This window comes from Actinacidiphila sp. DG2A-62, assembly GCF_035825295.1.
In the GTDB taxonomy this organism is placed as follows: Bacteria; Actinomycetota; Actinomycetes; order Streptomycetales; family Streptomycetaceae; genus Actinacidiphila.
On the sequence record NZ_JAYMGI010000002.1, the window covers coordinates 3,341,126 to 3,359,629 of the forward strand.

12 protein-coding genes are annotated in these 18,504 nt (G+C 74.6%); 6 read left to right on the forward strand and 6 right to left on the reverse strand.

Annotation, left to right across the window (positions count from 1 at the left end; all coding sequences use genetic code 11):
• Window positions 1-117 precede the first annotated feature (117 nt).
• The 4 genes from VSR01_RS14605 (at window position 118) to VSR01_RS14620 (ending at window position 4,811) form a co-directional block, all read left to right on the forward strand.
• Window positions 118-972 carry a helix-turn-helix domain-containing protein gene (locus VSR01_RS14605; protein ID WP_326449641.1) on the forward strand — a complete coding sequence of 285 codons (855 nt, stop codon included), beginning with the start codon at window positions 118-120 and terminating at the stop codon, window positions 970-972.
• 232 nt (window positions 973-1,204) lie between these two features.
• Window positions 1,205-1,414, forward strand: coding sequence for a DUF397 domain-containing protein (locus tag VSR01_RS14610; RefSeq protein ID WP_326449642.1), 210 nt, complete (start codon window positions 1,205-1,207; stop codon window positions 1,412-1,414).
• 284 nt (window positions 1,415-1,698) lie between these two features.
• The gene (locus VSR01_RS14615; RefSeq protein ID WP_326449643.1) at window positions 1,699-2,889 is read left to right on the forward strand and encodes an aminotransferase-like domain-containing protein; all 1,191 of its coding nucleotides are present in this window, start codon (window positions 1,699-1,701) and stop codon (window positions 2,887-2,889) included.
• A gap of 371 nt (window positions 2,890-3,260) precedes the next feature.
• Window positions 3,261-4,811 carry a sodium:solute symporter family protein gene (locus tag VSR01_RS14620; RefSeq protein WP_326449644.1) on the forward strand — a complete coding sequence of 517 codons (1,551 nt, stop codon included), beginning with the start codon at window positions 3,261-3,263 and terminating at the stop codon, window positions 4,809-4,811.
• Between the two features lie 33 nt (window positions 4,812-4,844).
• Here VSR01_RS14620 and VSR01_RS14625 read toward each other — a convergent pair whose 3' ends face one another.
• The 4 genes from VSR01_RS14625 to VSR01_RS14640 all read right to left on the reverse strand — a co-directional run bounded on the left by VSR01_RS14625 (window position 4,845) and on the right by VSR01_RS14640 (window position 10,580).
• Window positions 4,845-5,948 carry an ADP-ribosylglycohydrolase family protein gene (locus tag VSR01_RS14625; RefSeq protein WP_326449645.1) on the reverse strand — a complete coding sequence of 368 codons (1,104 nt, stop codon included), beginning with the start codon at window positions 5,946-5,948 and terminating at the stop codon, window positions 4,845-4,847.
• 190 nt (window positions 5,949-6,138) lie between these two features.
• Entirely contained in the window at window positions 6,139-8,739 is a 2,601-nt protein-coding gene (locus VSR01_RS14630) for a bifunctional FO biosynthesis protein CofGH (protein ID WP_326449646.1), read from the reverse strand.
• Between the two features lie 132 nt (window positions 8,740-8,871).
• The gene (locus tag VSR01_RS14635; RefSeq protein WP_326449647.1) at window positions 8,872-9,699 is read right to left on the reverse strand and encodes a TIGR03619 family F420-dependent LLM class oxidoreductase; all 828 of its coding nucleotides are present in this window, start codon (window positions 9,697-9,699) and stop codon (window positions 8,872-8,874) included.
• Window positions 9,700-9,806: 107 nt separating this feature from the next.
• Window positions 9,807-10,580 carry an AMP-binding protein gene (locus VSR01_RS14640; protein WP_326449648.1) on the reverse strand — a complete coding sequence of 258 codons (774 nt, stop codon included), beginning with the start codon at window positions 10,578-10,580 and terminating at the stop codon, window positions 9,807-9,809.
• Between the two features lie 503 nt (window positions 10,581-11,083).
• Here VSR01_RS14640 and VSR01_RS14645 point away from each other — a divergent pair.
• Together VSR01_RS14645 and VSR01_RS14650 are read left to right on the forward strand one after the other, a co-directional pair.
• Window positions 11,084-14,020 carry an AfsR/SARP family transcriptional regulator gene (locus VSR01_RS14645; protein WP_326449649.1) on the forward strand — a complete coding sequence of 979 codons (2,937 nt, stop codon included), beginning with the start codon at window positions 11,084-11,086 and terminating at the stop codon, window positions 14,018-14,020.
• Window positions 14,021-14,215: 195 nt separating this feature from the next.
• The gene (locus VSR01_RS14650) at window positions 14,216-14,389 is read left to right on the forward strand and encodes a hypothetical protein (RefSeq protein WP_326449650.1); all 174 of its coding nucleotides are present in this window, start codon (window positions 14,216-14,218) and stop codon (window positions 14,387-14,389) included.
• Window positions 14,390-14,688: 299 nt separating this feature from the next.
• Here the strand turns inward: VSR01_RS14650 and VSR01_RS14655 are convergent, their stop codons facing one another.
• Window positions 14,689-17,223, reverse strand: coding sequence for an outer membrane protein assembly factor BamB family protein (locus VSR01_RS14655; protein ID WP_326449651.1), 2,535 nt, complete (start codon window positions 17,221-17,223; stop codon window positions 14,689-14,691).
• Window positions 17,224-17,465: 242 nt separating this feature from the next.
• Window positions 17,466-18,197: a VOC family protein gene (locus VSR01_RS14660; protein WP_326453665.1), complete on the reverse strand. Its 732-nt coding sequence runs from the start codon at window positions 18,195-18,197 to the stop codon at window positions 17,466-17,468.
• Between the last annotated feature and the right edge of the window lie 307 nt (window positions 18,198-18,504).

The window sequence follows — 18,504 nt, forward strand, 5'->3', positions numbered from 1 at the left end:
CGGGCTCTGCCGTCCCCGGTCCGGGCAAGCTTGTTCCGCCCATTCGCCAGCGCGGTGATGACCGGTAGTGGCAGGCTGCTGACCATCGGTACGGATCAGCGTGGAGGTGCAGTCCCAGTGGTCGCCAACGTCAACCCCACCGTCAGGCGCCGGCGGCTCGGCTCGGAGTTGCGCAAACTCCGCGAGCAGAAGGGCATGACGGCCGAGGAGGTCGCGGCCCGGCTGCTGGTCTCGCAGTCGAAGATCAGCCGGCTGGAGAACGGGCGGCGCAGCATCAGCCAGCGCGACGTGCGGGATCTGTGCGGGGTCTACGGCGTCGAGGACATGCGGATCGTCGACTCCCTGATGCAGATGGCCAAGGAGTCGCGGCAGCAGGGCTGGTGGCACGCCTTCGGGGACATCCCGTACAGCGTGTACATCGGCCTGGAGACCGAGGCGGCGAGCCTGCGGGTGTTCGAACCCCAGGTGGTGCCGGGCCTGTTGCAGACGCCGGGGTACGCCGGCGCGGTCATCGCGGGCAACCTCCCGGAGGCCACGCCGGAGCAGGTCGAGAAGCGGGTGAGCGTACGGCTGCGCCGCCAGGACCGGATCACCGACGAGGACACGCCGCTGCGGATGTGGGCGGTGATCGACGAGGCCGCGCTGTGCCGCAAGGTCGGCGACAGCCAGATCATGCGCGAACAGCTCCTGCACCTGGTGGAGTTGAGCCACCTGCCGCACGTCACCGTGCAGGTGCTGCCGTTCGAGGCGGGCGCGCACCCGGGCCTGAGCGGGCAGTTCGCGGTGCTGGAGTTCACCGACGCGACCGACGCCACGGTGGTCTACCTGGAGGGCGTGAACAGCGACCTGTACCTGGAGAAGGACACCGACGTGCAGGCGTACAGCGTGATGTACGAGCACCTGCGGGCCCAGGCGCTGAGCGCGGAGCAGAGCCGGCAGTTCATCGAGGAGGCGGCGCACCGCTACGAGTGAGGGGGTGCGCCCGGGGGCGCGGGCCGGTACGGGCGGAGCGCCGGCGGGCGCCTGGCGGGAAGCGCGCGGAGGTCTGTGCGGGCGGTAAGGTACACCGCTCCCCGGCCGACTGGGAAGGTTTGCAAGGAATATGCCATCCGGTTGGGTGAAGTCCCCCACCGGGCCCGGAGGGTGGCCGGTAGCGTCGAGACGTTCAGTCAAAAACCGCCACCAGCACAGACCGGAGCTAGAGATGGCTATCAAGCTGGGCAACACCCTCGCGTGGCAGAAGTCCACGCGGTCCACGGGGAACGGCGCCTGCGTGGAAGTGAAGTCCCCCGCCACCGAGTCGGTGGTCGTCCGCGACTCCAAGGACCCGCAGGGGCCGGTCCTGACCTTTTCCCCGGAGGCCTGGTCCTCCTTCGTCACCGACGTGGACGGCGGCGCGTTCGACCTGCACTGAGTCCGCGTGCACACCGGTAGCTGAGCGCGTCTCGGCTGGAGCCCTCTCGACTGGCCGCCGTCCTGGCCGAGGGGGCTCACCGCTGCCATGGGGCCGGTGTGCGCATGGGGCCGGTGTGCGCACGGGGCCGGTGTGCGCACGGGGCCGGTGTGCGCACGGGGCCGGTGCTCGCTGGAGGCCGGTGTGCGCACGGGGCCGGTGCTCGCTCGGGGCGCCGGTGCCCGCATTGTGGGAAGCACCGGAAAGTAGCTGGACAGTACATCGATTGTCCGTAGGCTGCGGTCATGACGACCGCCACCGCCCCGCTCTCCTCGCTCGCCGCCCGCGCCCGCGATGTCGGCGCCTCGCCGGTACGGGAGATCCTGGCGCTGACCGCGCGGCCCGAGGTGATCTCGTTCGCCGGTGGGCTGCCGGCGCCGGAGCTGTTCGACGCGGCGGGGCTGCGGGCGGCGTACGACGCGGTGCTGGCGACCGCGCCGCGCACCGCGCTGCAGTACTCGACCACCGAGGGCGATCCGGCGCTGCGCGGCGCGGTGGCCGCGCGGCTGTCCGCGCGGGGGCTGGCCACCGGCGCGGCGGACCTGCTGGTGACCGGCGGCTCGCAGCAGGGGCTCTCGCTGCTGGCGACCGCTCTGCTGGAGCCGGGCGACACCGTGCTGGTGGAGAACCCGACGTATCTGGCGGCGCTCCAGTGCTTCGGCTTCGCCGGCGCGCGGGTGGTGCCGGTGCCGACCGACGCCGACGGGGTGGACCCGGAGGCGCTGGAGCAGGCGGTGCTGCGCGAGCGGCCCAAACTCCTCTACCTGGTCCCGGACTTCCAGAACCCGACCGGGCGCACGCTGCCGGGCGAGCGGCGCGCCGCGGTGGCCGAGGTGGCCGGGCGGCACGGCCTGTGGATCGCCGAGGACGACCCGTACGGGGAGCTGCGGTTCGAGGGCGAGCGGCAGCCGTGGATCGCCGGGCTGACGCCGGCGGCGGACCGCACGGCGCTGCTGGGCAGCTTCTCGAAGGTGATGGCGCCGGGGATGCGGCTGGGCTGGCTGCGCGCGCCGGCGGCGCTGCTGCGGGCCTGCGTGATCGCCAAGCAGGCGGCGGACCTGCACACCTCGACGGTCGATCAGGCCGCCGCGGCCCGCTACCTGGTGGACAGCGACCTGGACGCGCACCTGGAGCGGGTGCGCGGCGCCTACCGGGCGCGCCGGGACGCGCTGCTGGCCGGCCTCGACTCGGCGCTGCCGCCGGGCAGTTCGTGGAGCCGGCCGCAGGGCGGCATGTTCGTCTGGGCGCGGCTGCCGCGCGGCTGCGACGCCACCGCGCTCCTGCGCGAGGCGGTCCGCCGCGACGTGGCGTACGTGCCGGGCGCGCCGTTCTTCGCGGCCGACCCCGATCCGCGCACGCTGCGGCTGTCGTTCACCACGCACACGCCCGAGGAGATCACGCGCGGCCTGTCCCGGCTGGCCGGCGTCTTCGCCTGACGCTCCCGGCGGCGTCCTGCGACGCCTCCGCCGTGCCGCGGTCCGCCTCCTTCCTCACGGCCGTACGGGACTCCCGTGTCCCGTACGGCCGTTCGCCGTGCGCCGCGTGATGCGGGCGGGGTCCAGCGAAGTGCCCGCTCATGGTGGGTGCGGTGCGACGGTCATCACAATGCCAAGGAGTGTAAAGGGACGGCAAAATCGTTCGGCGCTCTGATCTGCGTTCAGATTCTTGAACGACGAAGGTCTTGACCAGCCCCTCCCGCAGGGGTTCAATCCCGGGAAGTCCCCAACTCCCGTACGGGGGCGACCGCCCGACGCAGCGTCACAGCGAAGTGCGCTCACGTTCACAAGGCGGACCCCCTGGAGGGGACATGAATGGTCTCGACTGGACCGTGCTGATCGCGTACTTCGCCGTGATGGTCGCGATCGGCTTCTGGTCCCACAGCCGGGTCGACGACGTCGGCGACTACTTCACCGCGGGCGGCCGGATGCCGTGGTGGCTGTCCGGCATCTCGCACCACATGTCGGGCTACAGCGCGGTGATGTTCACCGGCTACGCCGGCATCTCCTACCAGTACGGCGTCACCTCCTACTTCACCTGGGCGTTCCCGATCGCGATCGGCGTCGGGCTCGGCGCCCGGTGGTTCGCGCCCCGGCTGAACCGGATGCGCTCGCGGCTGCGCGTGGCCTCGCCGCTGGAGTACCTCAAAGACCGCTACAACCTGCCCACGCAGCAGGCGCTGGCCTGGTCCGGCGTGCTGCTGAAGATCGTGGACGTGGGCGCGAAGTGGGCGGCCATCGCCACCCTGCTGTCGGTCTTCACCGGCATCACCATCACCCAGGGCATCGTGATCACCGGGGCGATCACCGCGGTCTACTGCACCGTCGGCGGCCTGTGGGCGGACGCGCTCACCGAACTCGGCCAGTTCGCCATCCAGTTGGTCGCCGGGCTGGCGATGCTGGTCGCGGCGCTGTCCAAGCTCGGCGGCGTCGACAGCGTCTGGAACGTGTGGGACGAGCCGGCGCTGCGCCACCACGGCCACCCCACCGCCGGCCCGTACACCGCGGTGTTCCTGCTGGCGTACCTGTTCATCAAGACCTTCGAGTACAACGGCGGCATGTGGAACCAGGCCCAGCGCTACATGGCGACCGGCTCGGCCCGCAAGGCCGCCCGCAGCGCGATGCTCTCCTCCGCGCTGTGGTTCGTCTGGCCGCTGGTGCTGTTCTTCCCGATGTGGATCGCGCCGCTGCTGGTGCACGCCAAGAAGCCGGACGCCTCGGACTCCTACGCGCTGCTCACCGAACGGCTGCTGCCGCACGGCCTGTTGGGCCTGGTGGTGGTCGGCTTCTTCTCGCACACCATGGCCATGTGCTCCTCCGACGCCAACGCGATCGCCGCCGTCGTCACCCGCGACATCGCGCCGGCCGTCTCGCGCACCGCGCGGGAGTGGGGCAGCCGGATCGGGCTGATCGCCGCCCGCGCCACCACGCTGCTCTTCCTCGGGCTGTCGATGGCCATCGCCACGCAGGTCGACTCGCCCGCCTTCAAGGACATCATCACGATCGTCATCAAGTGGGTGGCCGGGCTCGTCGGTCCGATCGCGATCCCGTTCCTGCTCGGGCTGATGCCGCGGTTCCGCAGGTCCGGGCCGACCGCCGCGCTGGTCAGCTGGGCGCTCGGACTGGTGGCGTTCTACCTGGTCAACTACCCGGTCAACGACGCGGTGTCGGGCGGGGTCGGCCTGGAGTACCAGATCTCCGTGCCGGTCGCGATCTCGCTGGTGCTGTACATCGCCATCGGCTGGATCAAGCCCGAGGACACCCCGGAGCGCGACGCGCTGATCGCGAAGGTCAACGCCGACGGCGACGGGGCGGCGGCAGCGGTGCTGCCCGAGCCGGAGCGGGGCTACGCGGCGGGGTAGCGGCGTACGGTCCCAGGCGCACGGACGGCGCGCCTACGCCGCCGGGTAACGGTCCAGCCAGGCCGGGCTCGCGCCGGCCGGGCCGTGCAGCGCGGGCGCCTGGGTCATCTCCATGGCGAAGTCGTCGGCGAGCTGGAGGATCGTGGCACGGCCCTCCAGCTCGGCGATCCAGGCCGGCGGCAGCGCGGTCTCGCCGTGCTGCACGCCCAGCAGGTTGCCGCAGACCGAGCCGGTGGAGTCGCTGTCCCCGGAGTGGTTGACGGCCAGCAGCAGGCCGTGCCGCACGTCCTCGGCGACCAGCGCGCAGTACACCCCGATGGCCAGCGCCTCCTCCGCGGTCCAGCCCTCGCCCAGCGCCTCCACGCGCTGCGGCGAGGGCAGGCCCTGGCGCACCGCGCCCAGCGCGCTCTGCAGCGCGTCGGTGGTCTCCTGGTGGCCGGGGCGGGCGCCGAGCAGCGCCAGGGCGTGCTGCACCGAGCCGTCCAGCGCCTCGCCGCGGGCCAGGCCGTGCACGATGACGGCGAAGGCGCCGGCCGCGAGCTGCCCGGTGGGGTGGCCGTGGGTCTGCGCGGCGCACTCCACCGCGAGTTGGAAGACCAGTTGCGGCTCCCAGCCCACCAGCAGGCCGAACGGCGCGGAGCGCATCACCGTGCCGCAGCCCTTGGAGCCGGGGTTCTTGGGCGCCTCCAGGGTGCCCATGGTGTCGTCGGCCAGGCCGCTCAGGCACGCGCCGCCGGGCGCGCGGCGGGCGTACAGCCACTCCTCCTTGGCCAGCCAGCCGGTGTCCTTGCGGCGCTCGTCCGGCCCCCACTCGGTCTGCGTGGCCGACCAGCGGCGGTAGGCGCGGTGCACGTCGGTCGGCGGGTGCCAGGCGCCGGTGTCGCGGCGCACCTGGGCGCGGATCAGGCCCTCGACGGTGAACAGGGTCATCTGGGTGTCGTCGGTGATCGCGCCGCGTCTGCCGTACGCGGGCACGTAGTCGGTGACGCCGTCCGCGCCGTGGTTGGTCCTGATCGCCTCCAGCGACTCGAACTCCACGCCCGCGCCGAGGGCGTCGCCGATCGCACCGCCGAGCAGGCAGCCGCGGACCCGGCTGCGGAAGTCCTGCTGCTGCGCGCGGCCCCAGACTGCGGTCAAAGCGGTCCCCTTCGGTCATCTCCCGGTCCGAACCCGTTCTGCGCCAGCACGATATCCGACCCGGCCAGGAGCGGAAGGGGAGCGATGGACACCAGGGGACGGGTGGGACGTACCGCCCGAGCACCCCGCACGGCCCCCCGCGAGCCCCCGGAGGGCCCCCGCGAGCGCCCCGCCGCGGCCCCCGCCGCGGTTAGGACGAGGCCGGGAGCACGGGCAGCAGGGCCGGCAGGTGGCCGTCGGAGGCGCGGCCGGCCTCGACGCGCTCGGCGGGCACCGGGCCGTAGAGGGTGGTGCGCTGGCGGGAGGGGCGGCCGGCCGCGGCGGCGATGGCCTCCAGGTCGCGGATGGAGCGGTAGGAGCCGTAGGAGGAGCCGGCCATCCGGGAGATGGTCTCCTCCATCAGCGTGCCGCCGAGGTCGTTGGCGCCCGAGCGCAGCATCTGCGCGGCGCCGTCCGCGCCGAGTTTGACCCAGCTGGTCTGGATGTTGGTGATGTGCGGGTGCAGCAGCAGGCGGGCCATCGCGGTCACCGCGCGGTTGTCGCGGGCGGTGGGGCCGGGGCGGGCGATGCCGGCCAGGTAGACCGGCGCGTTGGTGTGGATGAACGGCAGCGTGACGAACTCGGTGAACCCGCCGGTGCGCTGCTGGATCTCGGCCAGCAGCCGCAGGTGGCCGAGCCAGTGGTGCGGCTGGTCGACGTGGCCGTACATCATCGTGGAGGAGGAGCGGATGCCCAGCTCGTGCGCGGTGCTGACGACCTCCACCCAGGTGGCGGCGGGCAGTTTGCCCTTCGTCAGCACCCAGCGGACCTCGTCGTCGAGGATCTCGGCGGCGGTGCCGGGGATCGAGTCGAGCCCGGCCTCCTTCGCGGCGGTCAGCCAGTCGCGCACCGACATGCCGGTGCGGGCCGCGCCGTTGACGACCTCCATCGGCGAGAACGCGTGCACGTGCATCCCCGGCACCCGCTCCTTGACCGCGCGCGCGATGTCGAAGTACGCGGTGCCGGGCAGATCCGGGTGGATGCCGCCCTGCATGCACACCTCGGTCGCGCCGACCTGCCACGCCTGCTCCGCGCGGTCGGCGACCTGGTCCAGGGACAGGGTGTAGGCGTCGGCGTCGGTGCGGCGCTGGGCGAACGCGCAGAACCGGCAGCCGGTGTAGCAGACGTTGGTGAAGTTGATGTTGCGGGTGACGATGTACGTCACGTCGTCGCCGACGGTGTCGCGGCGCAGGTCGTCGGCGATCCGGCACAGCGCGTCCAGGGCCGGGCCGTCGGCGTGCAGCAGCGCCAGCGCCTGCGCGTCGGTCAGCCGGGTCGGGTCGTCCGCGGCGGTGCTCAGCGCCTGCTTGACGTCGGCCTCGACGCGGTCGGGCACCAGGCCGGGCGCGGCCTGCTCGCGCAGCGCCTCCCAGTCGCCGTACACGTCCTCGAAGTCCTCGCGGCGGTCGCCGGTGCGGCCGTCGGTGTCGATGGTGGCGTGCAGGTCGGTGCGCCCGGAGGCGGTCGCGGTGAAGCCCTCGTCGGGCTCCTGCCACGGGCGGCCCTCGACCACCGCGTCCTCGCGGGCCAGGCCCGTCTCCGGGTCGGCCAGCGCGGTCACGTGCGGCAGCAGCCGCGGGTCCAGCCACGGCTCGCCGCGGCGGACGAACTCCGGGTAGATCGTGAGGCGTTCGCGCAGCGTGAAGCCGGCCTGCGCGGTGCGCGCGGCCAGTTCCTCGATCTGCGGCCAGGGGCGCTCGGGGTTGACGTGGTCCGGGGTGAGCGGCGACACCCCGCCCCAGTCGTCGATGCCGGCCGCGATGAACCGGTCGTACTCGCCGTCCACCAGGTTCGGCGGCGCCTGGATGCGCGCCGAGGGGCCCAGCACGGTCCGCGCCACCGCGATCGCCGCGGCCAGTTCCTCCAGTTCCGCGTCCGGCATGCCGCGCATCGCGGTGTCCGGCTTGGCGCGGAAGTTCTGGACGATCACCTCCTGGACGCCGTGGTAGGCGCGCGCGGTGCGGCGGATGGCGAACAGCGACTCGGCGCGCTCCTCGTGGCTCTCGCCGATGCCGATCAGGATGCCGGTGGTGAAGGGCACGTTGGACCGGCCGGCGTCCTCCAGGACCCGCAGCCGGACCGCGGGCTCCTTGTCCGGCGAGCCGTGGTGCGGGCCGCCCGGCTCGGACCACAGCCGGGTCGCGGTGGTCTCCAGCATCATGCCCATGGACGGCGCGACCGGCTTCAGCCGCTGGAAGTCCGTCCAGGTCAGCACCCCGGGGTTCAGGTGCGGCAGCAGCCCGGTCTCCTCCAGCACCCGCACCGACATCGCCCGCACGTACGCCAGCGTGTCGTCGTAGCCGTGCGCGTCCAGCCACTCGCGCGCCTCGGGCCAGCGGTCCTCCGGGCGGTCGCCGAGCGTGAACAGGGCCTCCTTGCAACCCATCGCGGCGCCGCGCCGGGCGATGTCCAGCACCTCGTCGGGCGACAGGAACATCCCGTGGCCCGCGCGGCGCAGCTTGCCCGGCACGGTCACGAAGGTGCAGTAGTGGCACTTGTCCCGGCACAGCCGGGTCAGCGGGATGAACACCTTCCGCGAGTACGTCACCACGCCCGGCCGCCCCGCGGCCTCGAGCCCGGCGTCCCGCAGCCGCGCCGCGGTCCGCGAGAGTCTCTCCAGGTCCTGGCCGCGGGCCTGCAGCAGCACCGCGGCCTCGCCCACGTCCAGCGCCACCCCCGTCTCCGCGCGGTGCAGGGCGCGTCGCATCGCGCCGACGGCAGGGGCACTGGCGGGGTGCGTCTGCGAGGTCATCCTCCGAGGATATGCGGCCTTCGCCCGGCGGGCACCGGTCACCGCGACCGGCCCGGCGAACGGGCCTGTCGGCATTCTCACTGCGACGCGGGCGCCGTTGCGGGAATACGGCCGGCCGGCCGGGTCGGAGGGTCAGAGGTAGCGCGCGTACGTGTCGAGGGTGCGCAGCACCTCGTCGGGGCCGGCGGCGGGCAGGTGCAGGGCGACCTCCTCGACGCCCAGGTCGCGCAGGTGCGCGAGCTTGCCGGGGTCGGGGACGACGGAGGTGGGCAGCACGACCGGGCCCTCGGGGCCGCGGCCGGCCTCCTGCCACGCGGCGCGCAGCCTCGGCAGCGCCTGGGTCAGACCCCCGCCGCCGATGGGCATCCACCCGTCGGCGTACTCCACGACCGCGCCCAGCGTCTTGGGTCCCGCGCCCCCGCCGATCAGGGTGCGGACGCTGCCGCCGCGCGGCTTGGGCCAGGCGAGGCTGGCCTCGACGGCGACGAACTCCCCGGTGTGCGCGGTGGGTTCCGGCGCCCACAGCGCGCGCATCAGGGCGACGCTGTCGCGCACCCGGTCGCGCCTGGTGGCCCAGTCCACGCCGTGGGCGGCGGCCTCCTCGACGTTCCAGCCGAAGCCGACGCCGAGGGTGAAGCGGCCGCCGGACAGGTGGTCCAGTGTCGCGATCTGCTTGGCCAGCACGATCGGGTCGTGCTGCGCGAGGAGGGTGATGGCGGTGCCGACGCGCAGCCGCTCGGTCACCGAGGCGGCGGCGGTCAGCGCGCCGAACGCGTCCAGCGTCCTGCCGTACTCCTCGGGCAGCGGACCGCCCGCCGGGTAGGGCGTGGCCCGGGAGACGGGGATGTGGGTGTGCTCGGGCACGTAGAGGCCCGCGAAGCCCCGCTGTTCCAGTTCGCGGGCCAGGTGGGTGGGCGTGATCGTCTGATCCGTCAGGAAGATCATCACGGCAAGTCGCATGACGTGACTCTATGCGGCCCGCGGGAGGCGGCGCGGTCCCGCTCGGCGCCCCGCGGGAGTCGGCCCGGTCCGGCTCAGCGCCCCGCGTCGAGGCGCCCCGGTCCGGCTCAGCGCCCCGCGTCGAGGTGGACCGGCAGCAGGATGCGCCAGACCGCGTCCTCCACGCCGTGCACCGCGGCGATCCAGCCCACGTTCTCCTCGTCCGTGCCCAGCCGCACCGCCTGCGCCAACTCGCCCATGACGTCGGACAGGTCGCCGTGCCCCATCGCGGCCTCCAGGCGTCCGCCGACCGCGCCGTCGTCGTGGTGGCGCTGATAGGCGGGGGCGCTGCGCAGCACCCCGACCGTGCGCCAGCTCTGCGCCAGCCGCCAGACGGGCTCGCCGCCCACGCGTACCCCGTCCGCCTCGACGACCGCGGTGCGGTTGCGGTCGACCGCCAGCGGCGTCCAGGTGTCGCCGCCGGTGAGCACCAGGTCGGGCGCGCAGCGCCGGACCGCGGCCGGCACGGCCTCGGTGGCGCCGGGCGCGGGCAGCACCAGCGGGATCGCCGTCATGCCCGCGTAGAGGCAGCCGAAGAACGCGCCGGCCAGGTCCGGCCCCTGCGGGTAGACGAGCATGACCCGGCTGCCGGGCTGCAGCAGCGCGCCCAGGCGCGCGGCCACCGCCCGTGCGCGGCGGTCGAGTTCGGCGTGGCTGCGGCCCGCCGTGCCCAGGACCGCGGAGCTGGGGTAGGGCAGCAGTGGCACCGTCTGCGGGCGGCGCGCGGCGCGGTGGCGCAGCAGCGGGCCGGGCAGCCGGAGCACGTCGCCACCGCGCTTGCCGCCGCCGCGCCCGCCACGGCCCGGCCGCGGCTCGCCCCGGTGCGGTCCCTCGCCGCTCACCGCGGCCGCCTCGGCCGGGGCCGGCCGGAGCCGCCGGCCGGGCCGCAGGAGGGTCCCGGACGGCCCGGCGTACGGGCGGACCGCCGCCGACGATCCCCGTGGAAGACGAGATTCCCCGTCGGCGCGGACGGTCCGGAACGGTCGGACCTGAACCTCAGCACCGGATGGGACGGACGCGCACCAGACACACATGAGGGCCCGTTCACCAGCCCTGTCGCAGAACGCACACCGGCATGGACGATCCCCACACAGCACAACCTCCGCGCACGCACAGACGGAACCTCAAATTCAGCCCAACTTTTGCCAGGAGGCCGGATCGGGACCATGGACGGGGTGACCGCGGCGTCCCGACACGGCAAACTGGCACGGACGGGGGCCGAACTCCCGGCCCCGCGTGTCATGCGGACAACTGTTCCGTCCGGCGATGAACGATCGATATACGCGCGGAGAGACGGGCCTTCGGGGGAGGCTCCGGGCTCTCGCGGGCGGTTCAGGGGGCAGAGATGGAAACCAGGGCGGCGCCGGCACCGGGCCTGCGGTTCGCGGTCCTCGGTCCGGTACGCGCCTGGCGCGACGGCGAGCCGATCGCGACCGGGGCGCCGCAACAGCGCGCCCTGCTGGCCGCGTTGCTGCTGCGCGGTGGACGCACGGCCACCGCGTCGGAGCTGCTGGACGCGGTGTGGGGCGAGAGCCCGCCCAACACCGCGCTGGCCGCGCTGCGCTCGTACGCCTCCCGACTGCGCAAGGGGCTCGGTCCCACCGCGCTGGTCACCGACTCCGGCGGTTACGTCCTGCGGGTGGCCCCCGGCGCCCTGGACGCCGCGGTGGTCGAGCAGTTGGCCGTCGAGGCGGAGAAGCTCCGGCACAGCGACCCGGTGCGGGCCCGCGAACTGCTGGGCGAGGCGCTGGGGTTGTGGCACGGCGAGCCGCTGGCCGGGCTGCCGGGGCCGTACGCCGAGACGCAGCGCGCCCGGCTGGCCGAGTGGCGGCTGGGCCTGGTGGAGGCCCGCCTGGAGCTGGATCTGGACCTGGGCGCGCACGCCGAGGCGGTGTCCGAGCTGACCGCGCTGTCGGCCGAGCACCCGCTGCGCGAGCGGGTGCGCGCGCTGCTGATGCTGGCACTGTACCGCAGCGGACGGCAGGCCGAGGCGCTGGGCGTCTACGCCGACACGCGCCGGCTGCTGGCCGAGGAGCTGGGCATCGACCCGTCGGCCGAACTCGCCGACCTGCACCAGCGGATCCTGGAGGCCGACGCGGGACTGGCCGCACCGGCCGGCGGCTATCCGGGCGCGGCGGGCGAACCGGTGCGCCCCGCGCAACTGCCCGCGACCGTCGCGGACTTCACCGGACGCGAGACCGTGGTGCGCGAGCTGGGGCAGCAGTTGGCGCAGGCGTCGCTGGGCGGCGGGGTGATGGCGGTGTCGGCGGTGGCCGGCATCGGCGGCGTCGGCAAGACCACGCTCGCGGTGCACGTCGCGCACGAGGCCCGCGACGCGTTCCCCGACGGGCAGTTGTACGTCGACCTGCAGGGCACCGACGCGCGCCCGGCCGAACCGGAGGCAGTGCTCGGCGGGTTCCTGCGCGCGCTGGGCGTGCCCAACCCGGCGATCCCCGACTCGCTCGCCGAGCGCGCCGCGCTCTACCGCTCCACCCTGGACGGCCGCCGGGTGCTGGCGCTGCTGGACAACGCCTACGACGCGGCGCAGATCCGGCAGTTGCTGCCGGGCACGCCGGGGTGCGCGGCGCTGGTGACCAGCCGGGTGCGGATGGTGGACCTGGCGGGCGCGCACCTGGTGGACCTGGACGTGATGTCGCCGGAGGAGGCGCTGCAGCTGTTCACCCGGATCGTCGGCGAGGAGCGGGTGGCCGGCGAGCGGCAGGCGGCGCTGGACGTGGTGGGTGCGTGCGGGTTCCTGCCGCTGGCGATCCGGATCGCGGCGGCCCGGCTGGCCGCGCGGCGGACCTGGACGGTCTCGGTGCTGGCCCGCAAACTCGCCGACCACCGGCGGCGGCTGGACGAGCTGCGGGCCGGCGACCTGGCGGTGAAGGCGACCTTCGCGCTCGGTTACGGTCACCTGTCGGCCGCGCAGGCGCGGGCGTTCCGGCTGCTGTCGCTGCCCGACGGGCCGGACATCTCGCTGGGGGCGGCGGCCGCGGTGCTGGACCTGGACCCGTACACCACCGAGGAGTTGCTGGAGGCGCTGGTCGACATCAGCCTCATCGAGTCCGCGGCGCCGGCCCGTTACCGCTTCCACGACCTGCTGCGGCTGTACGCGCGCGAGTGCGCTGAGCGCGACGAACTGCCCGAGGAGCGCTGCAACGCCGTCACCCGGCTGCTGGACTACTACCTGGCCTCGGCGGCCTCCGCGTACGCGCTGGAGCGGCCGGGCGACCGGGCGCTGGGCCACCTGGCGCCGACCACCCACCCGGGGCTGCGCTTCACCGAGCGCGACGAGGCGCTGGAGTGGCTGTTCTCCGAGGCGCAGGCGCTGCTCGCGGCGATCGAGCAGGCCGCGGCCGACGGCTGCCCGAGCTCGCTGCGGCAGGCCGTCGACCTGCTGCTGGCCACCCAGGACCTGATGGAGACCGGCATCTACGCGCGGCAGTACCAGCAGGCGGCGCGCGCGGTGGTGGCCACCGCGCAGGAGCTGGGCGAGGGACTGGTCGAGGCGCGCGGCCGGATCTGGCTGGGCCAACTGCTGTGCCTGTCCGGGCGGTTCCCCGAGGCCGAGGAGGAGATCACCCGCGCGCACCTGCTGGGCGTGGCCGCCGAGGACCCGATGGCCAGCAGCTACGCGCCGAACATGCGCGGCATCATCGCGCTGCACACCCGCAGGTTCGAGGAGTCGGCGGCGTACTTCACCACCGCGCTGGAGGCGTTCCGCAGCGACGGCAGCCGCTACGGCGAGGCCGCGACGCTCAGCAACCTGTCCCGGGCGCAGCTCGAACTCGGCGACACCGAGGCGGCGTTGGACGCCTCGCGACAGGTGGTGGAGATATACCGGGACCTGGGCGCGGGCTTCCGCCCGGCCAACGGCCTGTACGCGCTGGGCATCGCGCTGACCGCGACCGGCCGGCTGGACGAGGCGCTGGAGGGGCTCACCGAGGCGCTGCACGTCTTCCGCGAGGGGCGGCAGCAGTTCTGGGAGGGCATGACGCTGTTCCGGCTGGCCAAGGTGCACCTGGCGGGCGGGAGTTGGCGGCAGGCGGCGTCGCACGCGGAGCAGGCGCTGGTCATCCTGCGGGACGTCGGCGGCGAGTGGCGGGTCGCCAACGCCCTGACGGTGCTGGGCAGCGCGCTGTTCGGGCTGGGCCAGCCGGTGCGGGCGCACGCCTGCTGGCAGGACTCGCTGGGCATCTACACCGCGCTGGGCTCGCCCGAGGCCCAGGAGGTACGGCAGTTGCTCGGCGGCGACGCGGAGACCACGGTCGCCGTCTGAGGCGGGCCGAGGCGCGGCCCGGGCACGGTCGTGTCCCGGCGGCGTCTCAAGTCATCACCAGAGCCGTTTATCGGTTGATTATCGGTGCCTGCCAGGATTCCATCACTGACATTGAGCCGCCCGCCTGGTGATGTACGGGGGTCGTCGCTGGGCGGGCTTCATGACAGCACGTCCTCGACAGCGCAGGAGAGCACCATGAGCACCGAGCCCGCTCCGACCGACGGCACGCCGGACGACCCGGACAACATCCACGCGGACGGCACGACCGACAAGCCGGTCGCCAAGCCCACCAACATCCACGCGGACGCCACGACCGACGCGACGGTCGTGAAGCCCACCAACATCCACGCGGACGGCACCAAGCTCTGACCCGGGGGGGACCACGGGGAGGGGCCCACCGGACGACGGGGGAACGACGGGGGACACGGAAAGCGCGGGGGATCACGGGGGACCAGGGGGATCACGGGGAACCACGGGGGGGACCGGGAAAAGGGGGAAGGCCCAGGGGGCCGGGAACTCGGGGGGCCGAGTGCGATTCCCGGGGGGCCGAGGACCGACCGCGGCGCGGAGGGGGCGCCGCGGTCGGTCCCTTTTCCGCGTCCGGCGCCGCCGCGGCCACGAGCGGACCCGGGTGCCCGCGACGGGCGCGTCAGGCCCGCGACGGGCCGTCAGGCCCGGCGGGAGGTGACGCCGGTGCCCTTCGCCGCGTCCAGCGCGTACACGCAGCGGTCCTTGGAGCAGGCGTAGACCACGCCGTCCGCGGCGACCGGGGAGCCGGTGATCTCCCCGCCGGTCTCCAGCCGCCAGCGCAGCATGCCGCCGGCCGCGTCGACGGTGTAGAGGCAGTGGTCCTTGGAGCCGAAGTGCACCCGGCCGCCGGCCGCCGCGGGCGACCCGACGATCTCGCCCTGCGCGGCGAACCGCCAGCGCGGGGTGCCGGCCACCGCGTCCAGCGTGTAGAGGGCGCTGCCCGCGCCGAGGTGCACCGAGCCGCCGCTGACCACGACCGGCTCGACGGACTGCCGCGGCTCGGTGGCCACCCGCCAGCGGTCCCGGCCGTCGGCCGGGTCGAGCGCGTAGACCGTGCCGAGGTGGTCCACCACGTAGACCCCGCCGCCGGAAGCGGCGGGGCCCGGGACGTGCGCGGGCGGCGCGAACATCACCGCCGGCGCGTCGAAGTGCCAGCGCTCGGCGCCGGTGCGCACGTCGAGCGCGAGCACCCGGGTGCCGGCGACGAGGTGCACCACGCCGTCCGCGACCACCGGCCGGGTCGGCACCGCGCCGGCCGCGCCGGGGTCGCCGACCGGGTGCGACCAGCGCTCGGCGCCGGTGACCGCGTCGACCGCGTGCAGCAGGCCGCCGCCCTGGTAGTAGACGACACCGTCGGTCACCACCGGGCCCGACTCGGGCGACTCGAACTCGGCCTGCGCGCCGCCGCGTTCCCAGCGCAGCGCGCCGGTCGCCGCGTCCCAGGCCTGGACGCCGCCGCCGCGGGTGGCGGTGACGACGGCGCCGCCGCCGGCCCGCACCGCGTAGACCCAGCCGTCGATGGAGGTGCGCCAGCGGTCGGTGCCGTCGGCGGCGTCGAGGGCGAAGAGGCTGGGGCCGTCGGAGGCGTGGATGCGGCCGCCCTCGACCGCCATCGTCCAGGCCACGTCACGGGTCTTGAACTGCCGCCGGCCGCTCGCGGTGTCCAGGGCGTGCACCTCGAAGGAGGTGACGTAGAGCAGGCCGCCGGCGACCGCGGGGGTGCCCCACACGTCGTTCGACATCCGGAAGCGCCAGGGGCGCCACTCCCCCGGCGCGGCGGCCGGAGACGACACCTGGGCGGGAGGCGCGGCGGAGGAGGCGGAGGCGGCGCGGTGCGCGCCCCTGCCCCCGCCGCCGCCCGGGCCGCCGGGTCCCTGCTGCCCGGTCCTGCCGTGCACCCACTCGGTGCCGGGCGCCGGGCCCGCCGCCGCCTTGCGGCCGGCCACCTCGGCGACCCGGGGGCCCGGCCCGATCGGGGCGGAGCCGGCCAGCCGGACCGAGGCGGAGGGCCAGACCGGGGGCGCGGCGCCGTCGGCGGCGGGCGCGACCCGCGGGGCCTGCGCGGGCCGGGGCGGCGACTGGGGCGCGGGCGGGGACTGCGGCGGGGGCGGCGCGTTCAGCACCGGGACCTGCGGTCCCGACGGCAGCGCGCCCTGTCCGGCGGGCGGCTGCGTCCCCGGTGACCGGGGGCCGGGCGACTGCGGGCCGGGCGGCGCGCCGACCGGCTGGGGGCGTGCGGCGTGCGCGCCCCGGCCGCTGCCGGCGGGCACGGCGGAGCGCCCGCTGCGGCGCTGCTCTATCAGCGCGACCGCGCCGGGCGGCAGCCAGGCGGAGGCGGTGCCGGTGTCGTCGCCGCCGGCGGAGAACAGGTGCGGCGCGAGCTGTGCCTGGAGGTCGGCGGGGGTGGGCCGGCGCTCGGCCTCCATCCGCATGCACGACTCGATGAGCGGACGCAGCTCGTCCGGCAGCCCGGCCAGGTCCGGGCCCTCGCGCAACAGCATGAAGACGGTCTCGACCGGGTTGGCGCCGTGGAAGGGCGCGTGTCCGGTGGCGGCGAAGACCAGCGTCGAGCCGAGCGAGAAGACGTCGCTGGCGCCGCGCACGCTGCGCGAGTCGCGGGCCTGCTCGGGCGACATGTAGGCGGGGGTGCCGACCGCGACGTTGGTCATCGTCAGGCGGGTGTTGGAGACGCCCGAGGCGATGCCGAAGTCGATCACCCGCGGGCCGTCCTCGACCACCAGCACGTTGGACGGCTTCATGTCGCGGTGGACCAGGCCGGCGGCGTGGATGGACTGCAGCGCCTCGGCGATGCCGGCGGCGAGCCAGCGCACCGCCTGCGCGGGCATCGGCCCCGACTCGTTGACGATCTCCTCCAGGGAGGGCGCCGGGACGTAGGCGGTGGCGAGCCAGGGCACCGCGGCGCGCGGGTCGGCGTCGACCACGGCGGCGGTGTAGAAGCCGGAGACCGCGCGGGCGGCCTCCACCTCGCGGGTGAAGCGGACCCGGAAGAGCTGGTCCTCGGCGAGTTCGGCGCGCACCGTCTTGATCGCCACGCGGCGGCCGGAGGCCGAGCGGGCGAGATAGACCAGCCCCATGCCGCCGGCGCCGAGCCGCCCCAGCACCTCGAAAGGGCCGATCCGTCTCGGGTCGTGCTGCGTCAGCTGCTCCACCACTGCCCTGTCACCTCCCCGTGCCCGCGCGGTCCGCGGCCGTTCCCCGTGCGGTCCGGCCCCGTGCGGCCCGTCGTCGGCTCCCGCGCCAGGGTACGGGCCTGATTCTTCCTGGGAAGGGCCCCGGTTGCGAACCCGGGGCCGCCGCGACACGCCCGCGGACCGAACTCGTTATCATCCGCGCGGTCGTCCGCGGGCGCCGTCCCCGCCGCCCGCGAGTCCCGCGGCGCGAGGCCGCGCGGCTGTCACGCCGCGCCGCTCGTGCGCAGGACGTCGATGACCGCGAAGGCCGCGCCCTGGTCGTCGGTGACGACCGCGGTGCGGCCGAACGGCGAGTCGTGCGGCTCGTGGAAGACCGTCCCGCCGAGCCTGCGCACGGTGTCGGCGGCCGTGTCGCAGTCCGCGACGACGAAGTACGTCTGGTACGCGGACGGCGCGTCGGGCGGCAGGTCGCCGCCGCGCCGCATCCGGCCGGCCACCGGGTCCTCCGGGGCCTCGGGCAGCGACCAGACCTTGTAGTCGAAGCCGACGCCGTCGCCGATCTGGCGCGTCCGGTAGCCGAACACCGCCTCGTAGAAGGGGTCGACGGCGGCGGCGTCCAGGGTGTGGTTCTCGGTCCAGCAGTACGCGCCGGGCTCGCCGACCACGTCGAAGCCGGGGCGGGCGCCGGGCTGCCAGAGGGAGAACGCCGAGCCGCCGGGGTCGAGCGCGCCGACCATCACGCCGGCGGCCCCCACCGGGTCCGGGCCGAAGAGGATGTGGCCGCCGGCGTCGGTGATCCGCACGGCGGTCCTGGCGGCGTCCGCGGTCGCGAAGTACACGCCCCAGGCGGTGGGCATCGCGGGATCGGCCTTGGGCATGAGCGCGGCGGCGGCCCTCCCGTCGCGGCGGGCGATCGTGTAGTTGCCGGCGCTCTCGCCCTGGTCCTCGAAGGTCCAGCCGAACAGCTCCCCGTAGAAGCGCGCAGGCCGCGAGATCGGGCAGCATCACGTCGGCCCAGCAGGGCGCGCCCTCGCCGAAAGCGGTCATGATCGGGTCCTCTCTGTGCTCTTCTCCCGCGTACCGCCCACCGTAGCGAGTGATCTGCGTCACCACACCGACGTTAATCGAACATATGGTCAATTCTTTTCGGCCGCCTCCGACGACCCCTCCAAACCGCCGCAAACCCCTCGTTCGACGCAATCCGAGCGGCCTCGACGGGACCCGAGGGACGTCTGAGAAACCGTGGCTGAGCTGCCGGTTCGTCAAGTGGAGTCGGGCATTCCCCGTTTGCACGCGGCCAGA

Coding starts and splice junctions, on each gene's coding strand:
- VSR01_RS14610 (WP_326449642.1), top strand. CDS start 1,205: ATGGCTATCAAGCTGGGCAACACCCTCGCGTGGCAGAAGTCCACGCGG.
- VSR01_RS14615 (WP_326449643.1), top strand. CDS start 1,699: ATGACGACCGCCACCGCCCCGCTCTCCTCGCTCGCCGCCCGCGCCCGC.
- VSR01_RS14620 (WP_326449644.1), top strand. CDS start 3,261: ATGAATGGTCTCGACTGGACCGTGCTGATCGCGTACTTCGCCGTGATG.
- VSR01_RS14630 (WP_326449646.1), bottom strand. CDS start 8,739: ATGACCTCGCAGACGCACCCCGCCAGTGCCCCTGCCGTCGGCGCGATG.
- VSR01_RS14635 (WP_326449647.1), bottom strand. CDS start 9,699: ATGCGACTTGCCGTGATGATCTTCCTGACGGATCAGACGATCACGCCC.
- VSR01_RS14645 (WP_326449649.1), top strand. CDS start 11,084: ATGGAAACCAGGGCGGCGCCGGCACCGGGCCTGCGGTTCGCGGTCCTC.
- VSR01_RS14650 (WP_326449650.1), top strand. CDS start 14,216: ATGAGCACCGAGCCCGCTCCGACCGACGGCACGCCGGACGACCCGGAC.